Source organism: Paractinoplanes durhamensis (genome assembly GCF_016862175.1).
GTDB classification, from domain to species: Bacteria; Actinomycetota; Actinomycetes; order Mycobacteriales; family Micromonosporaceae; genus Actinoplanes; species Actinoplanes durhamensis.
This window is the reverse complement of record NZ_BOML01000059.1, coordinates 1-22,525: the sequence shown is the minus strand read 5'-3', so window position 1 is coordinate 22,525 and position 22,525 is coordinate 1. Positions and strand designations below refer to the sequence as shown.

The following is a 22,525-nucleotide window of genomic DNA, read 5'->3' as shown; positions in this document are numbered from 1 at the left end:
GGTCGGTCACTGGGCCTCCAGGCTGCGCCGCATGATGACGGTGGTGCCGCTGCTCCGGTCGAAGAGCACCTGGTCCATCGATTCGCGGATCAACTGCAGGCCACGGCCGCGCGCCACGTCGGTGGACGCGCCCCGCCACGTCCCCTTGTCGGCGACGCGCACCTCGACCGCGTCGCCGGTCACCGTCGCGACCACGTCGATCACGCCGAACGGGTCGTCCCGGTAACCGTGCTCGATCGCGTTCGCCACCGCTTCCGAGCAGGCCAGCAGCACCGCGTCCCGGCATTCCGGCTCGATGCCGTGGGCGACCAGCCAGGCCCGCAGGTCGGCGCGCAGCAGCGCGATCTGCTGCCGGTCGGCCCCCAGGCTCCGTTCGATCCGCTCCTCGCTGCCCAGCGACAGGCAGAGCAGGCAGACGTCGTCGGCGTGGTCGCGGCCGACCAGCAAGTCGGCCAGCCCGGCGGTGAGGCCGGGCAGCGGTGCGTCCCGCCGCCGGGCGAACTCTCGGGACAGCACCTCGAAACCCTGGTCGATCGGCCGGGTGCGCCGCTCGATCAAACCGTCGGTGTAGAGCAGCAGGCGGCTGCCGGGCGGCAGCCGCAACCGGTGCTCGGTGCGCCGGGTGTCGCCGGCCCGGGAGCCCAGCGGCGCCGAGCGCGCCTGCAGGAGAAATTCCGGCAGGCCGAGCGGCGCCTGCAGCAGCGGCGGGAGGTGACCGGCGCAGGCGTACGTCAGCTCGCCGGTGTTCAGGTCGACCTCGGCGTACGCCACGGTGGCCATCCGGGCCGTCTCGACCCGCTCGACGAACCGGTCCAGCCCCTGCAGCAGCCGGGCCGGCCCGACCGCGTCCCCGGCCAGCGCCCGGATAGCGCTGCGCAGCTGGCCCATCGTGGTGGCCGCGTCGATGCCCCGGCCGACCACGTCGCCGACCGCCACCACCAGCCGGTCCTTGTTGATCAGGAAGGCGTCGAACCAGTCGCCGCCGACCTCCAGGTCCAGCCCGGCCGCCTGGTAGTGGGTGTCCACCGCGAACCGGATGTCGCCCTTGGGCAGGTCGGCGGCGAGCAGGCTGCGCTGCAGCGTGCGGGCGGTCTCCCGCTCCTGCTCGTAGAGGCGCGCGTTTTCCAGCGCCAACCCGGCCCGGTCGGCCAGGTCGATGAGGAAGGCCCGTTCGGCGGCGGCGCCCCGGCGGTCCGGCGCCATCCGCACCGACAGCGTGCCGAGCACCCGGCCGCGGGCGGTCAGCGGCAGCACCACGCAGCCGAGCGGATCGCCGGGCGGCGGGAAGCTCGGCACGCTCGCCACCGTCGCCCGATGCTGTGCCTGGGCCAGCAGGTCGGCGTCGGGTGGCGAGCCGCCGGCCTCCTCATGGATGCCGTTGCCGATGGACAGGCTCAGCACGGCCCAGTCGGCGATCTCCGGCACCACCCGGTCGATCAGCCGGCGGGCCCGCGGGTTGAGCCGGTGCATCTCGTCGAGGCAGCGGGTGGTCTCGGCCAGGAAGGCGGCACGCTCCTCGCGGCGGCGGCCGTCGTCGTACAGCCGGGCCCGGTCGAGCGCCTGGCCGGCCTGCTGGCCGAGCAGTCGCACCACGCGAAGCTCGGCGTCGCTGAGCTTGCGCTCGCCGGTGAAGCTGAACGCCAGCACGCCGAGGGTCTCGGTGCCGGTGTTCTCGTCGGTCGGGCCGGTGGTCAGCGGCAGCAGCACCACCGTGTTGCGGCCGGACCTGCGCATGTTGTCGACCAGATCGGGGAAGTGCTGCCGGGCCTCGCCGACCGAGCCGACCACGTGCAGGTCGCCGCGCTCGGCCACCCGGGCCACCGCCCGCTTCGACGACCGGGGCATGTCGTCCCAGTTGCCGGTGGTCGGGTCGGTCGAGGCGACCGCGATGATCAGGTCGCGGTCGGCGTCGACCAGGTAGATGCTGCTGCTCGCGGCGCCGAAGGCCGGCTCGGGCGCGCGCACCACGGCCTCGGCCACCTCGGCCTCGGTCGGTGCCGCCGCCAGGTCGGCCACGATCTGCTGGAGCACCTGGATGCGGCGTTCCGAGTCCTCGGCGCGCTTGCGGGCGGCCAGCAACTCCTGCTCGTAGCTGCGCCGGTCGGTGGCGTTGAAGACGGTGGTGCGGATCGCCCGCGGCTCCTTGGCCGGCCCGCGCGCCAGCACCGAGTTGACCAGCGTGGGCAGCGTGGTTTTGTCCGAGCAGACCACGTCGAAGGCGAGCTCGTTCACCTCGTCCTGCATCCGCAGCAGCGGCGCGTAATGGGTTTCGTGGTAGATCTGCCCGCCCGAGCTGAGCAGGTCACGGAACCGGCGGTGCCCGACCAGCTCCCCTCGGGTGTACCCCGTCCAGGCCAGGAATGTCTGATTGACCTTGACGATGGTCCCGTCGGGGAGCGTGGTCAGATACCCGCACGGCGCATGCTCGTACAGGTCGTCCGGGTCGTCATCCCAGGGCAGTCGTAACTCTTGTGTCACGTCCGGCCCACCTGAGTCACTCACGTTCCGCTCTACGCTTCGATTCGGTAGATCTACAGCCAGGACTTGATCGCGTCGATCGTTTCTTCCGGGGCGCTCAGGTTGGGGCAGTGCCCGGTCGCATTCAAATGCACCAGAGTGCTGCCCGCGGTGTGCTTGTGCACGTAGTCACCCACCACGGTCGGTGCGATCACATCATCCGAGCACTGCAGGATCAATGCCGGAGTGCGGAGCTTGAGCAGATCGTCGCGGTTGTCGGAGAAGAAGGTGACCCGCGCGAACTTCTTGGCGATCTCCGGATCGGTGCGGCAGAAGCTGTTGGTCAGCTCCTCACCGAGCTCGGGACGGTCCGGGTTGCCCATGATCACCGGGGCCATCTGACTGGACCAGCCGAGGTAGTTGCTGTCCAGCGAGTCCAGCAGGGACTCGATGTCGGCGCGGGCGAACCCACCCACGTAGTCCTCGGTCGGCTCGTTGATGTAGCGCGGCGAAGGCCCGACGAGGACCAGCTTGGCGAAGCGCTCGGGCTCCCGGATCGCGGCGAGTACGCCGATCATGGCGCTCACCGAGTGGCCGACGAAGACGACGTCCCACAGATCATTTTCGTGCAGGATCTCGAGGATGTCGCCGGCGTAACCGTCGAGGGTGGAGTAACGGTCGGAATCGTAGGCCGACAGATCGGATTTGCCGTTACCTACATGGTCGAAAAGAACGAGCCGATACGTATCCGCAAAGGCCGGAGCAACAAGGCGCCACATGTTCTGGTCGCAGCCATAGCCGTGGGCGAACACCATCGGCTGACCGAGATCACTCCCGGTCAACGTGACGGCATTTCTCTGTGTCGTTCTCATGTCTCGGTAACCATACGGCTCCAGACCGTCCGGCACATCGCCCAGGTTGTCCGGCATTTGCGCTCGGAATCCGGAACGCGCAGTTCCTGATTGCTGGCGCCACGCCTCTAACCTTGCGTCAGGGGCCGGACCACCGGCAGCGAAGGAGATCGACGGATGGCTGACCAGCAGCGGGATGACAACGACCCCGCGGCCGAGTTGCCTGAGGCGACCCGCATCGACGGCGGGGAGGATCCCTCGACGGTGGACGCACCGGCTCGCTGGAGCGGATCGGCCGTCGTGCCGCCGCCGGCACCGAAGAAGTCGCGGTGGACCCGGCGGCGCCCGGAGCCGGACGACGAGCGGGCCGCGATCCCCGCGGTCGACCCGTGGGCAGGCCAGGACACACCGTGGGACGGCTTCCCGGTCGTACCGCAAATTGCCGAAACCGACCCCACCAAGCTGGACCAACCGGTTGAAATGCCGCCGACCCGGATCGAGTCGCCGGCGCCGGCGGCGCCGCCCCCGGCAGCGCCGCAACCGAAAGCCCCCGCGCCGCCGAAGCCGCCCAAGCTCAGCCGGCACGAACGCAAAGCTCGCGAAAAGGCGGCCGCCGCTCACGCCGCCGCCCAGATCGCGGCCCAAAACGCCGCGGCTCGGGCGGCACAAGCCCGCCCGCCGGCCAACCGCCTGCCGGTGCAGACCCGCCCCGGCGCGCCCGGGCGACTCCCCCCGCCGCCGCCGTGGGCGGCACCGCGCCCGCAACGACCAATGCCCCCGCCGCGCCGCAAACGCCGCTGGGGTCGCCGCCTGGCCCTGCTCACCGTGCTCGGCGTGCTCTGCTGCTGCGGCGGGCCGTTCGCCTATTTCCAGTTCCCGGCGGCGCGGCAGTACCCGGTGAGCGCCGACCTGCCGGCGTCCTTCTCCGACCTGCAACTGCGCGACGACAACGCCAGCAAGCGCGCCGCCGACCGGCTGGCCGACCAACTGCGCTCGGCGAAGGCGGCCGACGGCACCCCGTTCGCCGGGGTCTACGGCGACAGCCGCGGCAAGCGGGTGACCGTCTTCGGCGTGACCGGCTGGCGGTTCACCCCGAAGTCGGACGTGCAGGCGCAGCTGGACAACCTGGCCGACCAGCTGAACCTGAAGCAGGTGCAGCAGTTCGACCTGGGCGAGACCGGGGCGCACGAGAGCTGCGGCATCGGCCGGGTGGACGGCAGCTCGGTGGTGGTGTGCGCATGGGCCGACCACGGCAGCCTGGCCACCGTGCTGTTGACCCGCCGCTCGATCAAGGACAGCGCCGCGCTGGTCAGCAGCCTGCGCAGCGAGGTGCTGACCCCGGCGGCGGGCTAAAAAACGCGGGCTAGGCGGCGGGTTTCGCCGGGGCGTAGCGCGGCACGTACTCCTGGCCGGTCAGCTTCTGGATCTCGTGCATCACCTCGTCGGTGAGCGCACGCAGCGCGGTGCGGTCGTCGGACCGGCCGGTGGTCTCGATCGGCTTGCCGAACTTCACCGTGATCTTGCCGCTGAACGGCTTCGGGTACGGCTGGCCGATGGGCTGCACCTTCTCGGTGCCGAGCGTGCCGACCGGGATGATCGGGACGCCGGCCGCGACGGCCAGCCGGGCCACGCCGGTGCGGCCGCGGTAGAGCTTGCCGTCGGGTGAGCGGGTGCCCTCGGGGTAGACGACGACGCAGTCGCCGGACTGCAGCACGGGGATGGCGCCGTCGAACGCGGCGAGCGCGTCCCGGCCGCCGGCCCGCTGGACCCGGATCGCGCCGAGGCCGTTGAGCAGGTTGCGGGTGAACCAGCCGCCGGCGCCGGTGCCGTCGAAATACTCGGCCTTGGCCCAGAAGGCCAGGTGGCGGGGGACGACCGCGCCGAGGAACAGCTCGTCGGCGACCGACAGGTGGTTACCGGCGAAAATCGCCCCGCCGGTGCGGGGTACGAACTCGAGGCCCTCGACACGTGGCCGCCAGCCGAGCATCAGCGCATTGCCGACGGTGACTTTGCCGATGGAGTAGAGCAGCGGCAACGGGGATCCTCCGGTACGGGTGGTGCACAAAGTGGGGGTGGCAGGGTGAGGTTATCGGACACCACGCGGGAAGTCCCCGTCGATCTTGACAACCCGGCCCGGACATTGACCGCGAAGGCGGCAAATACCCGGGCCGGGTTAACTCTTTCACATCTTGTTACCCAGCGGTACGGCTGACTGACACGGTGACCTGCTCGCCGTCGCCGACCTCGCCGGCGAATCCGCCGGCCCCGGCCGGGACGAATGCGACCGCGGTGGCCAGGGTCTCCCCCGCCACGAAGTCGCGGTGCGTCTCGACCGCGGCCCGGACCGCGTCGGCGGCCGAGACGGTCAGCGCGATCCGGTCCGAGACGTCCAGGTCGGCATCCCGGCGGGCCTGCTGGACCACCCGGATCACGTCCCGGGCCACGCCCTCGGCCGCCAGCTCCGGCGTCACCACGGTGTCGAGCACGACGACCCCGGCCCCGGCGGGCAGCGGTGCCGAGTTCGCCACGTCCGCGGCGACCAGCTTCAACTCGTACTCGCCCTCCTGCAGCGCGACGCCGGCCGCGACCGGCGCGCCGTCGACCAGCTGCCAGTCACCCTTCTTGACCGCCTGGATGACCTGCTGGACCTGCTTGCCGAGACGCGGGCCGAGGGCCCGCGGCACGACGGTCAGGACCTGCTCGCAGTAGGCGGCCACGTCGTCGGTGAACACCACGTCCTTGACGTTGACCTCGTCGGAGAGCAGGTCGGCCAGGCTCGCCAGGTTGGTCGCGTCGGCGGTCGCCACGGTCAGCTTCGCCAGCGGCAGCCGCACCCGCAGGGCTCGCGCCTTGCGCAGCGACAGCGCCGACGACGCCGCGTCGCGGATGGCGTCCATCGACGCCACCAGCTTGTGGTCGGCCGGGAACTCGGCCGCGGACGGCCATTCCGTGAGGTGCACGGACCGCGAACCGGTCAGGCCACGCCAGATCTCCTCGGTGGTCAGTGGCGCGAGCGGCGCCAGCACCCGGCAGAGGGTCTCCAGCACGGTGGCGAGGGTGTCGAACGCATCCTCGTCGCCGGCCCAGAAGCGATCCCGCGACCGGCGGACGTACCAGTTGGTGAGCGCATCCAGGTAGGACCGCACGGAGCCGGCCGCACCCGAGATGTCGTACTCATCCATCTGGCGCTGCACGTCGGAGACGAGCTCACTGGTCTTGGCCAACACGTACCGGTCAAGCAGGTGTTGGGAATTTGTTCTAAAAGACGCTTCATAGCCGGAAGCATTTGCATAAAGGCTGAAGAAGTACCAGACGTTCCAGAGCGGGAGCAGCACCTGGCGCACCGAATCGCGGATCGCGGTCTCGGTGACCGGCATGTCCCCACCGCGGAGCACCGGCGACGACATCAGCATCCAGCGCATCGCGTCCGAGCCGTACGAGTCGAAGACCCGGTAGACGTCCGGATAGTTGCGCAGCGACTTCGACATCTTCCGGCCGTCCTCGCCCAGCAGGATGCCGTGGCTGAGACAGTTGCGGAACGCGGGGCGGTCGAACAGCGCCGTGGCCAGCACGTGCATGGTGTAGAACCAGCCGCGGGTCTGCCCGATGTACTCGACGATGAAGTCGCCCGGGTAGTGGTGCTCGAACCAGTCCTTGTTCTCGAACGGGTAGTGCACCTGGGCGAACGGCATCGAGCCGGACTCGAACCAGCAGTCCAGCACCTCCGGCACGCGCCGCATCGTCGACCTACCGGTCGGGTCGTCCGGGTTCGGACGAACCAACTCGTCGACGAACGGGCGGTGCAGGTCGGTCACCTCGACGCCGAAGTCACGCTGCAACTCGTCGAAGGAGCCGTAGACGTCGACCCGCGGGTAATTGGGGTCGTCCGATTTCCACACCGGGATCGGCGAGCCCCAGAACCGGTTCCGGGAGATCGACCAGTCCCGGGCGTTGGCCAGCCACTTGCCGAACGAGCCCTCCTTGATGTGCGCCGGCGTCCAGGTGATCTCCTGGTTGAGCTCGACCATCCGGTCCCGGAACTTGGTCACCGCGACGAACCACGACGACACCGCCTTGTAGATCAGCGGGGTGTCGCAGCGCCAGCAGTGCGGGTAGGAGTGGGTGTAGCCCTCCTGCTTGAGCAGCACCCCCTTCTCCCGCAACGCCGCGATGATCGGCTTGTTCGCGTCGAAGACCTGCACGCCCTGCCAGGCCGGCACCAGCGCGGTGAACTGGGCGTGCTCGTCGACCGCCACGATGGTCGGGATGCCGGCCGCGTTGCAGACGTTCTGGTCCTCCTCACCGAAGGCGGGCGCCTGGTGCACGACCCCGGTGCCGTCCTCGTCGGTCACATAGTCGGCCGCCAGCACCTGGAAGGCGTTGGGACCACCCGACTCGACCAGGAAGTCGAACAACGGCGTGTACCGGCGTCCGGCCAGGTCACGGCCCATCACCGTGCCGACAGGATCAAAACCTTCGAGATCTTTTGCGTACGCCGCCACGCGCGAGCTGCCCATGATCAGCTTCTCGCCGTCCTTCTCCAGCACCGAGTACTCGATGTCGGGGCCGACGGCCAGCGCGAGGTTCGACGGCAGGGTCCACGGCGTGGTGGTCCAGACCGCGATCTTCTCGCCGGTCTCCAACTGGAACGTCACGGTGACGGCCGGGTCGGTCCGGTCCCGGTAGACGTCGTCCATCCGGGTCTCGGTGTTCGACAGCGGCGTCTCGCAGCGGAAGCAGTAGGCGAGAACGCGGAAGCCCTCGTAGACCAGGTCCTTGGCGTAGAGGGTCTTGAACGCCCACATGACCGACTCCATGTAACTGGGGTCGAGGGTCTTGTAGTCGTTCTCGAAGTCGACCCACCGGGCCTGGCGGGTGACGTACCCCTCCCAGTCCTTGGTGTAGGCGAGCACCGACGTACGGCAGGCGTCGTTGAACTTGTCGATGCCCAGGTCGACGATCTGCGCCTTGGTGGTGATGCCGAGCTGCTTCTCCGCCTCGATCTCGGCGGGCATGCCGTGGGTGTCCCAGCCGAAGCGGCGCTCCACGTGCTTCCCGCGCATCGTCTGATAGCGCGGCACCAGGTCCTTCACGTACCCGGTGAAGAGGTGCCCGTAGTGCGGCAGCCCGTTGGCGAACGGCGGTCCGTCGTAGAAGACGTACTCGTTGGTGCCGTTCTCGCCGGCCGGGTTGCGCGCGACGGACGCCTCGAAGGTGTGGTCGGCCGCCCAGTGGTCGAGCACCGCGCGCTCGACCGCGGGCAGATCCGGGCTGGCCGGTACGCCCGTGGCGTCGGTGTGCTTGGGATAGGCCATGTCGGCGGTTCTCCTCGATGCAGTCAACAGATGCGACTGCGAGGACGAGCGTCTTTGTCGACGCCCGCGGTACCACCTCGCTTGACGGGGTTTCCCCCATCCGCTCGTTCGCCGGATTTACGAAGCGCGTTCCGGTCCGCCCGGTTCTACTCAGGCTTGCGCCTTTTCTTCCGGAGGCTCCCCGGTGATGGCCGGTTCATTGCCTGCGTTTGGACAACGATACCGGCCACCCCGGGATTCCTTCACCCGGATTACCTCCGGCGGGGTGCGGTCAGCTTCGTCGACCAGAGCGAGACGCCGTCGCGGTCGCGCAGATACACGGTCAGATCGCCGGAGTGGCCGTCGATCTCGACCTCGCCGAAGTGCTGGTAGCCGTCGGCCGGGGAGGTGTTGGCGACCGGCGGGGCGTGCACGAACTCGGTCTTCGGGCCGAACGTGCCATCCAGGGCATTCGGGCCGAACGCCCCCGCGTGGGCCGGCCCGGAGACGAACTCCCAGAACGGCGTGAAGTCCTGGATCGCGGCCCGGGCCGGGTCGTAGTGCTGGGCCGCGGTGTAGTGCACGTCCGCGGTGAGCAGCACGATGCCGCTTACGTGGTGCCGGTGCGCGTCCTGCAGCACCTGGGCGAATTCGAGCTCGCGGCCCTTCGGCGCGCCGTTGTCGCCCTGCGCGACCCCCTCCTGGGCGGCGGCGCCGTCCGGCACGACCAGGCCGAGCGGCAGGTCATTGGCGATGATCTTCCAGGTCGCCGTCGATTCCCGGAGGCCCCGGATCAGCCAATCGCGCTGCTCCTGGCCGAGCATGCCGCGCTTCGGATCGGCGTACGTGTTGCCGTCGTTCGGGTCCTTGAAGGTCCGCATGTCGAGGATGAAGATGTCGAGCAGCGGGCCGTGCGAGATCTTCCGATAGACCGGCCCGCTCGCCGACGGGATGGGCGTCCACTCGTGATAGGCCTGGTGGGCGCGGGCGGCGAGCACGTCGACCGACTTCTCGGTGTAGCGGACGTCGTCGAGGATCTGCCCCGGGAACCAGTTGTTGTGCACCTCGTGGTCGTCCCACTGGTTGATCTGCGCGACCTCGGCGGTGAACCGCTTGTAGGCGTCGTCCAGCAGGTTGTAGGCGTACTGGCCGCGGTATTCCTTGAGGGTTTCGGCGACCTTCGCCTTCTCCTCGGTCACCAGGTTGCGGTAGATCCGGCCGTCCGGCAGCGTCACCGCCTCGGCCAGCGGTCCGTCGGCATAGACGGTGTCGCCCGAGTGGAGCAGGAAGTCCGGCCGGCGCCGGCGCATCGACTCGAACAATGAGAGCCCGCCGTAGGCCGGGTCGATGCCCCACCCCTGACCGACCACGTCGCCGGTCCAGACAAAACGGACGTCCTTGGTGAGAAGCGGGGCGGTGGACAGCGAACCGTCCACCGACGAGCCGTAGAGGCCGGGCCGGTCGAGGCTCTCGGCGCGTACCCGGTAATAGATCTTGGAGTCGGCGGGCAGGTTGCGCAGCCGCACCTTGCCGGTGAAGTCGGTGTCCGGGGTGACGACCGGCCCCCGCAGCAGCCGGCCGCCGCGCAGGTCGGGCCGACGGCTCACCTGCACCCAGAGCCGGGCCGGGCGGTCGGCCCGGCTCCACACGACGGCCGAACCGGCGGTGGCGTCGCCGCTCTGCACACCGTGGGTGAGCAGCGGTCGCACCCCGGCCGAGGAGAAGGCAGGGGCTTCGAGGAACGCGCTGCCGGCCAGGCCGACTACACCGGCGCGCAGCAGATTGCGTCGCGAGATCGAGGTCATACCGAGATGCCTATCGATCGGACGTGGCCCGCGGGTGGCCGTTCCTTAAACTTCACCCCGTGATCCGCATCGAGATCGATGAACCGACGCTGGCCCGCACCCGGATCGCGATCAGCCCGCTGGCCGACGTCATCTGCAGCCTCTTCCTGCTGCGCCGCAACCCGGACGGCGCGCCGTGGCCGTACGACGGATGGGCGCGGCGGGCCCGGGAGATCCTGCGGACCGTGCCGGCCACCGCGCCGGCCTCGCTCTTCCTCCAGCTGCCGTCGTCCTTCCCGGACTTCCTCGATCCGATCCCGGAGACGCCGGTCTCGACCATCGGCGAGCAGCTCGACCGGTTCCGCGCGACCCCCGCCGAGATCATCGACGAGCAGTTGGCGACGTACTACCCGGCCGGCGACGTGCCGGACCTGCTCCGCCCGTTCCGCGACGACCGGGAAGCGGCGCTGAACCGGCTCGCCGACGGGATCGCCGCCTACTGGGACGCGGCGATCGCGCCGCACTGGCCGGCCATGCGGGCCGCGCTCGACGAGGAGGTGCTGCTCCGGGCCCGGGCGCTGGCCGCCGACGGGCCGGACGCCCTGCTCGCCCGGCTGCACGAGCGGATCCGCTGGGAGCGGCCGGTGCTCACCCTGGTCAAGCCGCTCGAGCATTCCTTCGAGGCGGTCGACAAACGGCTGCTGCTGGTGCCGCTGATCTTCTCGCGGGGCGCGCTGAGCTGCTCGAACGACCACCCCGAGGTGGTCATGGTGACCTACCAGTCGCGCGGCGCCGCCCTGCTCGCCGCCGAGCCCGTGCCGCACGCCGACGACCGCCTGGCCATCCTGGTCGGCCGGGGGCGGGCCGCGGTGCTGCGCTCGCTGACCGTGCCGGCCTCGACGACCGGGCTGGCCACCGCGCTCGGCCTGGCGCCCAGCACGGTGTCCGAGCACCTGGCCGGCCTGCAGGCGGCCGGGGTGGTGCACCGGCGCCGGGCCGGGCGGCGCGTCCTCTACGGCCTCGAACCGGCCGGGATCGCGCTGGTCAACCTGCTCGGCGGAGATTCGGCCCCGGCCGAATTCGTTTCCTAGGTACGCCTTCGCCCCCTAGCGTTCCGGCCCATGGGGAGCGAGTACGCCATCGAGGCCGATCAGTTACGCCGCACCTACCGGGGACGGTCCGGATGGCTCCGGCCACGCCGGACCGAGGTCGAGGCGGTCCGCGGAATCTCCTTCACGGTGCCGCGCGGCGAGCTGTTCGGCCTCCTCGGCCCGAACGGGGCCGGCAAGACCACCACCATCAAGATGCTGAACACCCTGCTCATCCCGACCTCCGGCACGGCCCGGGTGGGCGGCCACGACGTGGTCGGGCAGACCCGGGAGGTACGCCGCCGGATCGGTTACGTCTTCGGCGGCGACCGCGGCCTCTACGAGCGATTGTCCGGGCTCGACAACCTCCGCTACTTCGCCGAGCTGTACGGGGTGCCGCCGCGCGCGCAGAAACGACGGATCGCCGAGCTCCTGGAGCTGGTCAGCCTGACCGGCCGGGAGCGGGAGCGGGTCGAGGGCTACTCGCGCGGCATGCGCCAGCGGCTGCACATCGCCCGTGGCCTGCTGCACTCGCCGGAGGTGCTCTTCCTCGACGAACCGTCGATCGGCGTCGACCCGGTCGCCGCCCGGGAGCTGCGCCGCACCGTCGCCGACCTGGCCGCGAACGGCACCACCGTGCTGCTGACCACGCACTACATGGCCGAGGCCGACGAACTGTGCGACCGGATCGCGGTGATCGCCGACGGCCGGATCCAGGCCCTCGGCACCCCGGCCGAGCTGCGGCGCCGCGCGGACGGGCGCCGGGTGGTCGAGGTCGAGGCGTACGGCGTACCCGAGACCGCGGTGTCCGCCCTGCGCGACCTGCCCGGGGTGCGGGAGACCGCGATCGAGGAGCGCGGCGCGCTGCAGCTGCTGACCGTCCAGTCGGACGCGCACGTGGACGTGCAGGGCGAGATCCTGCGCGAGCTGGCCGGGGTCCGCCTCGGCCGGGTCAACAGCCGCGAGCCGACCCTCGAGGACGCGTACGTCGCGATCGTGAACGCCGCATGAGGACCCTGCGCATGCTGCTGCTCGGCACCCTGCTGCACGCCAAGCAGATCAGCCGCTCGCCGTTCGAACTGGCGATCGCGATGATCGTCCCGATCGTGCAGGCCACCCTCGCGGTCTACCTGTTCCGCTCCGGCGCCGAGCAGCACCGCCTCCTCGAGGCCGCGGTCGGCGCCGGCGTGATGGGCGTCTGGTCCTCGGTCCTCTTCGGCTCCGGCGGCGCCATCCAGAACCAGCGCTGGCAGGGCACCCTCGAAATGATCATGCTGGCGCCCCGGCGGCCGGTCCTGGTGATCCTGCCGATCACCGTTGCCACCGGCGTGACCGGCGCGTACTCGCTGCTGGCCACGCTGGCCTGGGGCCGGCTGCTCTACGGCATCCGCCTCGACTTCGTGCACCCGGCCGCGTTCGTGGTCGCCGCCGTCGTCTGCGTGCTCGCGCTAGGCATGTTCGGGCTGCTGCTGGCCTCGACGTTCGTGCTGTTGCGCAACGCCAACGCGCTGGCCAACACGCTCGAATACCCGATCTGGCTGGTCTCCGGGATGCTCGTCCCGATCACCGTGCTGCCGGCCTGGACCGCTCCGATCGCCGCGGTCCTGCCCACCACCTGGGGCGCCCGCGCTTTGCGCGAGGCCACCACCGGCGGCCCGGTCTGGCCTTCGGTCGGCATCTGCCTCGCGATCAGCCTCGTCTGTCTCATTCTTGGGGGCTTCGCCTTGACGTACGTCGAACGACGCGCTCGCGCCACCGCCACTTTGGCGCTCGCATGAAGACCCTCCGGCTGATCACCGTGGGCGGCGTGATCGCCTACCGGGCCCTGTTCAACTGGACGAGGCCGAGCGTCTTCATCGGCACGCTCCTGATCGGGCCGCTGTTCCAGCTGCTCTTCTTCGCCTACCTCGGCCGGCAGCTGCGGGTCGCCGACGACCGTTTCTACATCGTCGGCAACGCGGTCCTGGCCGCCACGCTGGCCTGCGTCTTCGGCGGCACGCTCGCGGTCGGCAACGAGCGCCGGTTCGGCACGCTCGGCCATGTGCTGCTGTCCCCGCGCAGCCGGACCGTGGTGTTCCTCGGGCGCGCCCTGCCGTACGCCGGCAACGGCCTGCTCATCGCCGCCTTCACGCTCAGCGTGAGCGCGCTGCTGCTGGGCCTGCGGATCCCGGTGGGCGCACTGCCCGGCCTGCTCCTGGCGATGGCGACCGGCTCGCTGGCGTGCAGCTTCTTCGGCCTCACCCTGGGCGCGCTGGGCCTGCGCTTCCGGGACGTCTGGGTGATCTCGAACGTCGCGGTGGCCCTGCTGATGCTGCTCACCGGCGTGAACGTGCCCAGCTCCGGCCTGCCCGGCTGGATGGTGACGATCGGGAACTACCTGCCGATCACCCACGCGGCCGAGGCGGCCCGGCGCTTCGCGGCCGGCGACTCGTTCGCCGCGGCGGCGCCCGAGGTGGGCCGGGAGGCGCTGGTCGGCCTCGCCTACGCGGTCCTCGCCGCGGCGCTCCTCAAGATCTTCGAACTCGAGTCGCGCCGGTCGGCGAGCCTGGAGACGCTGTAAATTTTCGTCAGCTCTTCGTCAGTTCAGAGCTTGGGGAACCACAGGGCCAGCTCGCGGGCCGCGCTCTGCGGCGAGTCCGACGCGTGCACCAGGTTTTCCCGGTTGGACAGGGAGAGATCGCCGCGGATCGTGCCGGCGGCCGCCTTACGGCCGTCGGTCGCGCCGATCATCGCGCGGACCACCTCGATCACCTGGTCGCCGCTGAGCACCAGCGCCACCAGCGGGCCGCTGGTCATGAACTCCTTGAGCGGCGGGTAGAACGCCTTATCCACGTGGTCGGCGTAGTGCTGGTCGGCGAGGGCCGCGTCCATCGTCCGCAGCTCCATTGCCTCGATCGCCAGACCCTTGACCTCGAAACGCGAGATGATCTCGCCGAGCAGGCCGCGACGCACCGCATCCGGCTTGACGAGCACGAGGGAACGCTCGATGGGGCTGGTCACGAAGATCCTCCAGAACTGCAGGGTACCGACACGCGCGAGGTTCAGCCTATCGGTACACCAGTGGCGGCAAGCGACTACCGCACTTTCCCTGAGGCCCGGCCGGGCAATAACCTGACGGTATCGAGCGGGAGGTCCACATTGGCAAACCAGACCGGCCGTCCTATCGCACCGGCTCGCAAGCTGGTGGCGGCCGTCATGGGCACCATCGCCGTCTTCGTCGTGGCGCTCGGCCTCGGCATGTCCAGCTGGGGGGTGGTGGTGTTCGGCCTGGCCGTGCTCGCGCTCTCCATCGCGCTGGGCATGGTCAATGTGGTGCGCCGCGGTGCCCGGGCCTGGGTCACCGGCACGGCCGAGGTCCGCGTGATCTCGCCGCCGCCCACGTCGTCGGCGGTCTACGGGCGCGCCGAGATCCAGGCCGTGGTGGTCGCGCCCGGGCTGCCGACCTCCGAGGTGACCCTGCGGGAGCCGCGGGTCCCGGTGGTGAAGTGGCCGATGATCGGCGACACGCTGCCGATCACCGTGGACGTCGACGACATGCGCCGGGTCCGGATCAACTGGGACGAGGCGTCCCCGCACGAGCGCGGCGCCGACCCGCCGCCCCCGCCGCCGGGCCCCTACGACGACATCCCCGACGACCTCGACACCGACCTGCTCGGCGACCCGGAGCCGCCGCCGTGGGCATCGCGCGACCGGCAGTGGTCCCCGGCCGACGAGCCGCCGCCCCCGCCGCCCGCCGCCGGTAGCGGTGGCGGCACCGAGACGGTGGTGGTGCGCCACACCCCCGAGGGCACGATCCTCGAGGGTGAACTGGTCGACCACGACGAGACCCCGCAGCCGCTGCCGCGCCGGGCACCCGGCGCGACCACGGGTGCCGCAGCCACCGCGGGTGCCGCGGCGGGTGCGGCCGCGGCCGCCGCGACGAGCCGTCCATCCGGTGGGCGGCCGAGCCCGCACCGCCGCGGTGGCACCGCCACCGCCACGGCCGAGCCGGAGACCGCCCCCACCGCCGCGGCGGCCGCCCCGCTCGTCGGCGACGAGCCCACCGGCCCGCCGCAGCAGCGCACGGCGTCCCGCTCCGACGTCCGCCCCGACCCGGCCGTGCACGACGACGACCGCCCGGTCGACGTCCCGCTCGACGAGCCGACCGACCGCCTGCTCGATCAGCCGCTCGATCAGCCGGTGGACGTGCCGCTCGACGAGCCGGCGCCGGAGCCGCGCCGCCGCCCGGAGCCGACCGTCACCTCGACGACCGCCACACCGTCCCCGACCAGCGCGTTCCCGACCGCACCGGAACCGGTGACGGCCCCACCGGTCGCCCCCGAGCCGTCAACCGTGCACCCGGCCACCCCGCACCCGGAGGCCCCGCACGCCGCCGCCTCACACGGCGCCGCCCCGCACGCCGCCGCCCCGCACGCCGCCGCCCCGCACGCCGCTGCCCCGCACGCCGCCGCCCCGCACGCCGCTGGCTCAGCCCCGACGGCCCCGAGCTTCGACGAGTTCGACCTGCCGCTCGACGGCGACCCGGATCCGGCTCCGGAGCGGACCGACCCGGCCGCGCGGGACGCCATGGCCGAGGGCCTGATCGCCCCGCCCGTCGAGGAGCCGCGGCGCCCGGCCCACGCCCCGCCCGTCGAGGTCCAGCCAGTCGAGGTCCAGCCACAGCCGGTTTACACCCCGCCGCCCGCTGCGGACATCGTCGACTCCAGCGACCGGCCGACCACCCAGTTCATGACCAACGCCGCCCACGACAAGGAATCGGCCGCGGCCGCCGGCCCGGCCCGCCCGGCCGAGGGCAAACCCGGCGTGGTCTCGGGCGCGGCAGCCGTCGTAGGTGCCGCGGCGGCTTCGGTCTTCGCCGCCGTCAAAAAGGTCGGCCACTCAGACAAGCACGAATCCGCACCCCCACCGACCTCAACACCGACCGCCTCAGCGCCGGCCGCCTCAGCGCGGGTTACGGACCCCACACCGGGTTCCTCGGCGCCCGTTGCTGCCCCGGCCCCGGCCCCGGCCACAGCCGCAGCGGTTCCTGATCCGGCACCGACCGGCACCAAGCCGGTTGCCGCCGCCTCGGTGCCGGTTGTCTCCCCCACGCCCGAGCCGGTTGCCGCCGCCGCCGCGCCCAAGACGGTCGCCTCCCCAGCACCCGAACCGGTCGTCGCCGCCGCGCCCGAACCGGTCGTCGCCGCCGCGCCCGAACCGGTCGTCGCCGCCGCGCCCGAACCGGTTGCCGCCGCCGCGCCCAAGACGGTCGTCTCCCCAGCACCCGAACCGGTTGTCGCCGCCGCGCCCAAGCCAGTTTCCGTTGCACCCACCGCCGGAACTGACACTCCGGACGTCGGGCCCTGGGCGGCGCCGCTCGGCACCGAGCCGGACGCGCACGCCGACGACCTGATCACGGGGTACCCGAGTGCGCGGCCCGGCCCGGCCGGCGCGATCTACGGGGTGGGCATCACCGTGCTGGTCACCGATCTGGCCCGGTCGATCGCCTTCTATCGGGACACGCTCGGCTTCTACGAGATCGACAACGGCGACGGCAGCGCGGTGCTCGCCTCCGGCGACACCCGGCTCGTGCTGCGCACGGTGACCGGCCTGTCCGCCGAGGCCGGCCGGTTGATCTACCTCAACCTGGAGGTGGGCGACGTCGAAGCGGTCTACGCCGAGCTCATCGCGAAGGGCGTGAAGTTCTTGCACGCACCGCAGGCGGTCAATCGAGGCGACCGGCTCGAGCTGTGGTCGGCCACGTTCCGCGACCCGGATGACCACAACATCGCGATCACCCAGTGGCGGGCCATCCGCTGACCCGGCCTTCCGCTGACCCGGCCTTCCGGCTGACGCGCTTTCAAAGGCGCGTCAGCCGAGCGGACCCCAGCCGGACGGGCGCGGCCGCGGGCGGGCGTCAGCCGAGGATGGTTCGGCGCACGTAGGCGGCGTATGCCCAGGCGGCGCCGAAGATCAGGCCGAGCACGGCGAGCGACCAGTGCAGCAGGCCGCACGCGATGAGCAGCACCTGCAGCACCGTCCCGGCCGGCCAGGCCCAGCGGCGCTTCATCATGCCGGCCAGCGCACCCGCCAGGACCGCCAGCGCGATCACCGCGCCGATGCCCCAGCCGCTCAGATGGCCACCCATGATCCGGATCGGCTGGATGGCCAGGAGCAGCACGATCGCCTCGAGTGCCAGCGTGCCGGCGCCCAGACCCCGTACGGCAGCCTGGGGATTGCGAAGACCGGAACGCCGCGGCGCCGCACCCGGCTCGCCCTCGGCGGACGTCGCGTTCTCCGGCGGCGCCGGCTGCTCGGTCATCGCTTCAGCAGTTTCCGCGCGTCGGCCACCGTCACGACCGAACCGGTGATCAGCACCGCGACCCCGCTGAGCTCGCCGGATGTGTCGTCCTCGGCGATCACCACCGCCTCCTCGATCGCGTCCGGCATGTTCTGCGCCACCGACACCCGGTCCTCGCCGAAGATCTCGACGGCCAGTTGGGCCAGCTGATCGACCGGCATCGAGCGGGGCGAGCTGTTCTGCGTCACCACGATCCGGGCGGCGGTCGGCTCGAGCAGGTCGAGCAGGCCGGACACGTCCTTGTCACCGAGCACCGCGACCACCGCGACCAGGTGCCGGAAGGAGAACTCCTCCTCCAGCGCGGCGACCGTGGCGGCCATGCCGTGCGGGTTGTGCGCACTGTCCAGCAGGATCGTCGGCGCGCTGCGCACCCGCTCCAGCCGGCCCGGCGAGTCGACCTGGGCGAAACCCTCCCGGACCAGCTCGACCTGGAGCTGCTTGTCCGGCCCGGCGCCGAGGAACGCCTCGACCGCGGCGAGCGCCGTCGCCGCGTTCTGCGCCTGATGCGCCCCGAACAGCGGCATGAAGATCTCGTCGTACACCCCGCCGAGCCCTTGAAGGGTGAGCACCTGCCCGCCGACCGCCTGGTAGCGCTCGACGACGCCGAACTCGCGGCCCTCGCGGGCGAGGGTCGCCCCCATCTCGGCGCAGCGCTCGAGGATCGGCCGCATGGCCTCCTCGGTCTGCAGCGCGCTGATCACGGTGGCGCCCTTGTGGATGATGCCGGCCTTGGCCCAGGCGATGTCCTCGATGGTGTCGCCGAGCCACTCGGTGTGGTCGAGGCCGATCGGGGTCATCACGCAGACCCCGGCGTCGATCACGTTGGTCGCGTCCTCCTCGCCGCCGAGGCCCACCTCGACCACGGCGATGTCCACCGGCGCGTCGGCGAACGCCGCGTACGCCATCGCGGTGGTCATGTCGAAGTAGGTCAGCGGTTCCGGGTTGCGGTCATCGATCAGGTCGGCCAGCGGCGAGATCTCCTGGTAGGTGGCGACCAGCCGTTCCTCGCTGATCGACTCGCCGTCCAGGCTGATCCGCTCGCGCACCGTCTCCAGGTGCGGGCTGGTGTAGCGGCCGGTGTGCAGGCCGTGCGCCCGCAGCAGCGCGTCGATCATCCGGGCCGTACTCGTCTTGCCGTTGGTGCCGGTGAGGTGGATCGCCGGGTAGGCCCGCTGCGGGCTGCCCAGCACGTCCATCAGGTCCCGAATCTTGCGCAGGTCGAAGACCATGCGGGTGAAGCCGCGCTGGTTGAGCGCGGCCACCACCTCGTCGTACTCACTCATGCTGTAGCCAACGCTGAGAGGGCCGAATCAATTCGCGCGAGGTCCGCCTCGGCCGTGGCCAGGCGGTCCTTGATCTTCGCGACCACCTGCTCGGGCGCCTTGCCGATGAAGGACTCGTTGCCGAGCTTGGCCCGGCACTGGGCCGCCTCCTTCTCCGCGGCGGCCTTGTCCTTCGTCAGCCGGGCGCGTTCGGCGGCGACGTCGATCGTGCCCCGGGTGTCCAGGTCGACGGTGATGGCACCGGCGATCGCCAGGGTCGCGGTGGCGGTGAAGCTGTCGTCCGGCCGGTCGAGCCGGGCCAGCGAACGGATCAGCGGCTCGTGCGTGTCGATGCCGACGTTGCCGAGGCCGGTGAGCGCGGCGGTGACCCGCTGGGTCGGCTTGAGGCCCTGGTCGGACCGGAACCGGCGGACCTCGGTGACCACCTTCTGCAGCGCGGCCAGCTCCTCCTCGGCGCCGTCGTCGATCAGCTCCTTGTCGACCGACGGCCACGATGCCCGCACGACCGTCTCGCCGCCGGTGAGCGCGATCCACAGCTCCTCGGTGACGAACGGGATGACCGGGTGCAGCAGGCGCAGCAGCTCGTCGAGCACGTGGCCCAGGACCCGCTGCGTCGTCGCGCTGCCCTCGGCCAGCACCGGCTTGCTCAGCTCCAGGTACCAGTCGCAGACGTCATCCCACGCGAAGTGGTAGAGGGTGTCGCAGACCTTCGCGTACTCGTACGTCGCGAACTGCTCGTTCACCTCGCCGATCACGTGCTGGAGCCGGGACAGGATCCACTTGTCGATAGCGGACAGCTCGCTCGGCTCCGGCAGCGGGCCCTCGACCGTCGCGCCGTTCATCAGCGCGAACCGGGTCGCGTTCCAGAGCTTGTTGCAGAAGTTGCGGGAGCCCTGGCACCACTCCTCGCTGATCGGCACGTCGGAGCCGGGGTTGGCGCCGCGGGCCAGCGTGAAGCGGGTGGCGTCGGCGCCGTACCGCTCGATCCAGTCGAGCGGGTCGACGACATTGCCGTACGACTTCGACATCTTCTTGCCGTGCCCGTCACGGACCATGCCGTGCAGGTTGACCACCTCGAACGGCTGCACGTCGTCCATCGCGTACAGGCCGAACATCATCATCCGGGCGACCCAGAAGAACAGGATGTCGTAACCGGTCACCAGCACGCTGGTCGGGTAGAACTTCGCGAGCTCCGCGGTCTGCTCCGGCCACCCCATCGTGGAGAAAGGCCAAAGAGCAGAGGAGAACCAGGTGTCGAGTACGTCTTCGTCCTGGTGCCAGCCTTCACCGGTCGGGGGCTGCTCGTCCGGTCCGACACAGACCACCTCACCGGCCGGTCCGTACCAGACCGGGATGCGGTGACCCCACCACAGCTGGCGCGAGATGCACCAGTCATGCATGTTGTCGACCCAGGCGAAGTAGCGCTTGGACAGCTCGGCCGGCTCGATGGCGACCCGGCCGTCGCGGACCGCGTCCCCGGCCGCCTTGGCCAGCGGCCCGGTGTTGACGAACCACTGCAGCGACAGCCGCGGCTCGACGGTCGTCTTGCACCGCGAGCAGTGCCCCACCGAGTGCAGGTAGGGCCGCTTCTCGGCGACGATCCGGCCCTGCTCGCGCAGCGCGTCGACGATGGCCGGCCGGGCCTCGTAACGGTCCAGGCCCTGGAACGGCCCCGGCACCGTGACGACCGCCCGCTCGTCCATGATCGTGATGCTGGGCAGGTTGTGCCGCTGCCCGATCTCGAAGTCGTTGGGGTCGTGCGCCGGCGTCACCTTGACCGCACCGGTCCCGAACGACGGGTCCACGTGCTCGTCGGCCACGATCGGGATGCGCCGCCCGGTCAGCGGCAACTCCACCTCGGTGCCGACCAGGTGCCTGTAGCGCTCGTCGTCCGGGTGGACGGCGACCGCGGTGTCACCGAGCATCGTCTCGGCCCGGGTGGTGGCGACCACGATCGCATCCGGCCCGTCGCCGTACCGGATCGAGACCAGCTCGCCCTCGTCGTCGGTGTGCTCGACCTCGATGTCGCTGAGCGCCGTCAGGCAGCGCGGGCACCAGTTGATGATCCGGTTGGCCCGGTAGATCAGCGAGTCGTCGTAGAGCCGCTTGAAGATGGTCTGCACGGCCCGGGACAGGCCCTCGTCCATCGTGAACCGCTCACGGCTCCAGTCGACGGAGTCGCCGAGCCGGCGCATCTGGCCGAGAATCGCGCCGCCGGACTCGGCCTTCCACTCCCAGACCTTCTCGACGAACTTCTCCCGGCCCAGGTCGTGCCGGGACAGCTGCTGCGCGGCGAGCTGGCGCTCCACCACGTTTTGCGTCGCGATGCCGGCGTGGTCCATGCCGGGCAGCCACAGCACCTCGAAACCCTGCATCCGCTTGAGGCGGGAAAGGGCGTCCTGGATGGTGTGGTCGAGGGCATGGCCGACGTGCAGCGAGCCGGTCACGTTGGGCGGGGGGATGACGATCGAGAAGGCCGGCTTGTCGCTGGCCGGGTCGGCCGTGAAGTAGCCCGCCGATACCCACGTCTCGTACCGCCGCTGCTCTACCTCGCCCGGCTGGTACTGGGCGGAGAGGCCACCGGTGGGCCGGCTGTCGGGGGTGCGGGTCTCGGTCGTATCGGTCACCCGACAAGTCTACGGAGCCCGGTGTCGACGGCGAATTCGCACCTCCTCCGATGGGGGTGGATTGCTACGCTCGCGCAATGTCCGACGCCCCGATCGACATCGGCCCCGTAGAGCTCGCCGAGGAGCAGCCCGAAACGGCCCCTCGCCCGAGGTCGAAGGCGCGCATGATCGTCCTCTCCTCGCTCCTGGTCGCGGCGGTCGGTGGGGCCGGTGTGCTGGGCTACACCGCCTGGCAGATCTCGTCCCAGAAGGACGCCCAGCTGGCCACCCCCGACAAGATCGGCTCGCTGACCCTGGACACGTCCGAGGACGCGAAGTCCACCGCCGACTACCTGCAGACCGCCCTCGCCGCCGAGGTGGACCTCGACAAGACGGTCGCCGCGGTCTACACCGAGCCGGGCGACAAGAACGTCCTGATCTTCGGCGGCACCACGCTCATCTGGACGCCCGAGGACGACCTCGACACCGCGTTCAACCTGATCTCCGACAACCAGGGCGCGGTCACCGATCTCCACGACGTACCCGCCGGCGACCTGGGCGGCACGATGAAGTGCGGAACCACGAAGTCGGACTCCGGCGAACTGCCGGTCTGCGGCTGGGCCGACCACGGAAGCCTCGCCCTGGCGATGTTCCCGAACCGCACGCTCGCCGACGCCACCCCGCTGTTCCAGCAGATCCGCACGGCGGTGGAAAGCCGCTGAAACAGTCGTGGCCGACCCCTTTTCCGAGGGCCGGCCACGACTAATTGCTCTACTTTTGCGCACGAAAATGGCCCACCCAGTTGCCCGGGTGGGCCATTTC

General features: G+C 70.8%; 16 protein-coding genes. 7 read left to right on the top strand and 9 right to left on the bottom strand.

Features of this window, described 5'->3' with window-relative positions; genetic code table 11:
* Positions 1-6: 6 nt before the first annotated feature.
* Together Adu01nite_RS36710 and Adu01nite_RS36705 are read right to left on the bottom strand one after the other, a co-directional pair.
* A complete protein-coding gene (locus Adu01nite_RS36710) occupies positions 7-2,478 on the bottom strand; it encodes a SpoIIE family protein phosphatase (protein ID WP_203733909.1) in 2,472 nt (823 codons plus the stop codon).
* 53 nt (positions 2,479-2,531) lie between these two features.
* On the bottom strand, positions 2,532-3,329 hold the full coding sequence (locus Adu01nite_RS36705; RefSeq protein WP_203734095.1) for an alpha/beta fold hydrolase: 798 nt from the start codon (positions 3,327-3,329) through the stop codon (positions 2,532-2,534).
* Positions 3,330-3,485: 156 nt separating this feature from the next.
* Between Adu01nite_RS36705 and Adu01nite_RS36700 the strand changes: the two genes are divergently transcribed.
* Positions 3,486-4,661 (top strand): hypothetical protein, encoded by a 1,176-nt coding sequence (locus Adu01nite_RS36700; RefSeq protein WP_203733908.1) that lies wholly within the window; start codon positions 3,486-3,488, stop codon positions 4,659-4,661.
* Positions 4,662-4,671: 10 nt separating this feature from the next.
* Here the strand turns inward: Adu01nite_RS36700 and Adu01nite_RS36695 are convergent, their stop codons facing one another.
* The 3 genes from Adu01nite_RS36695 to Adu01nite_RS36685 all read right to left on the bottom strand — a co-directional run bounded on the left by Adu01nite_RS36695 (position 4,672) and on the right by Adu01nite_RS36685 (position 10,407).
* Positions 4,672-5,343, bottom strand: a complete 672-nt coding sequence (locus Adu01nite_RS36695; RefSeq protein WP_203733907.1) for a lysophospholipid acyltransferase family protein — start codon at positions 5,341-5,343, stop codon at positions 4,672-4,674.
* Between the two features lie 157 nt (positions 5,344-5,500).
* Positions 5,501-8,623, bottom strand: a complete 3,123-nt coding sequence (ileS, locus tag Adu01nite_RS36690) for an isoleucine--tRNA ligase (protein WP_203733906.1) — start codon at positions 8,621-8,623, stop codon at positions 5,501-5,503.
* Between the two features lie 251 nt (positions 8,624-8,874).
* Positions 8,875-10,407 carry an alkaline phosphatase D family protein gene (locus Adu01nite_RS36685; protein WP_203733905.1) on the bottom strand — a complete coding sequence of 511 codons (1,533 nt, stop codon included), beginning with the start codon at positions 10,405-10,407 and terminating at the stop codon, positions 8,875-8,877.
* Between the two features lie 59 nt (positions 10,408-10,466).
* Here Adu01nite_RS36685 and Adu01nite_RS36680 point away from each other — a divergent pair, with 59 nt between their 5' ends.
* The 4 genes from Adu01nite_RS36680 to Adu01nite_RS36665 are packed head-to-tail and all read left to right on the top strand — an operon-like array spanning position 10,467 to position 14,034.
* Complete coding sequence (locus tag Adu01nite_RS36680; RefSeq protein ID WP_203733904.1) at positions 10,467-11,477, top strand: ArsR/SmtB family transcription factor; 1,011 nt, start codon at positions 10,467-10,469, stop codon at positions 11,475-11,477.
* Between the two features lie 30 nt (positions 11,478-11,507).
* Positions 11,508-12,485 carry an ABC transporter ATP-binding protein gene (locus Adu01nite_RS36675; RefSeq protein WP_239132977.1) on the top strand — a complete coding sequence of 326 codons (978 nt, stop codon included), beginning with the start codon at positions 11,508-11,510 and terminating at the stop codon, positions 12,483-12,485.
* Positions 12,482-13,252 (top strand): ABC transporter permease, encoded by a 771-nt coding sequence (locus Adu01nite_RS36670; protein ID WP_239132976.1) that lies wholly within the window; start codon positions 12,482-12,484, stop codon positions 13,250-13,252. Before Adu01nite_RS36675 ends, Adu01nite_RS36670 begins: the two co-directional genes overlap by 4 nt.
* Positions 13,249-14,034 (top strand): ABC transporter permease, encoded by a 786-nt coding sequence (locus Adu01nite_RS36665; protein ID WP_203733903.1) that lies wholly within the window; start codon positions 13,249-13,251, stop codon positions 14,032-14,034. The genes Adu01nite_RS36670 and Adu01nite_RS36665 overlap by 4 nt, the downstream gene beginning before the upstream one ends.
* A 23-nt stretch (positions 14,035-14,057) precedes the next feature.
* Here Adu01nite_RS36665 and ndk read toward each other — a convergent pair whose 3' ends face one another.
* Positions 14,058-14,474, bottom strand: coding sequence for a nucleoside-diphosphate kinase (ndk, locus tag Adu01nite_RS36660; RefSeq protein ID WP_379128643.1), 417 nt, complete (start codon positions 14,472-14,474; stop codon positions 14,058-14,060).
* Positions 14,475-14,669: 195 nt separating this feature from the next.
* Between ndk and Adu01nite_RS48210 the strand changes: the two genes are divergently transcribed.
* Positions 14,670-17,273: a VOC family protein gene (locus tag Adu01nite_RS48210; protein WP_239132975.1), complete on the top strand. Its 2,604-nt coding sequence runs from the start codon at positions 14,670-14,672 to the stop codon at positions 17,271-17,273.
* Between the two features lie 97 nt (positions 17,274-17,370).
* Here Adu01nite_RS48210 and Adu01nite_RS36650 read toward each other — a convergent pair whose 3' ends face one another.
* The 3 genes from Adu01nite_RS36650 to Adu01nite_RS36640 are packed head-to-tail and all read right to left on the bottom strand — an operon-like array spanning position 17,371 to position 21,724.
* Complete coding sequence (locus Adu01nite_RS36650; protein ID WP_203733902.1) at positions 17,371-17,775, bottom strand: DUF4233 domain-containing protein; 405 nt, start codon at positions 17,773-17,775, stop codon at positions 17,371-17,373.
* A complete protein-coding gene (locus tag Adu01nite_RS36645) occupies positions 17,772-19,097 on the bottom strand; it encodes a bifunctional folylpolyglutamate synthase/dihydrofolate synthase (RefSeq protein ID WP_203733901.1) in 1,326 nt (441 codons plus the stop codon). The genes Adu01nite_RS36650 and Adu01nite_RS36645 overlap by 4 nt, the downstream gene beginning before the upstream one ends.
* The gene (locus Adu01nite_RS36640) at positions 19,094-21,724 is read right to left on the bottom strand and encodes a valine--tRNA ligase (RefSeq protein WP_203733900.1); all 2,631 of its coding nucleotides are present in this window, start codon (positions 21,722-21,724) and stop codon (positions 19,094-19,096) included. The genes Adu01nite_RS36645 and Adu01nite_RS36640 overlap by 4 nt, the downstream gene beginning before the upstream one ends.
* A gap of 77 nt (positions 21,725-21,801) precedes the next feature.
* On the opposite strand from Adu01nite_RS36640, the gene Adu01nite_RS36635 reads away from it, so the two are divergent.
* Positions 21,802-22,425, top strand: a complete 624-nt coding sequence (locus Adu01nite_RS36635; RefSeq protein ID WP_203733899.1) for a hypothetical protein — start codon at positions 21,802-21,804, stop codon at positions 22,423-22,425.
* The last annotated feature ends 100 nt before the right edge of the window (positions 22,426-22,525 follow it).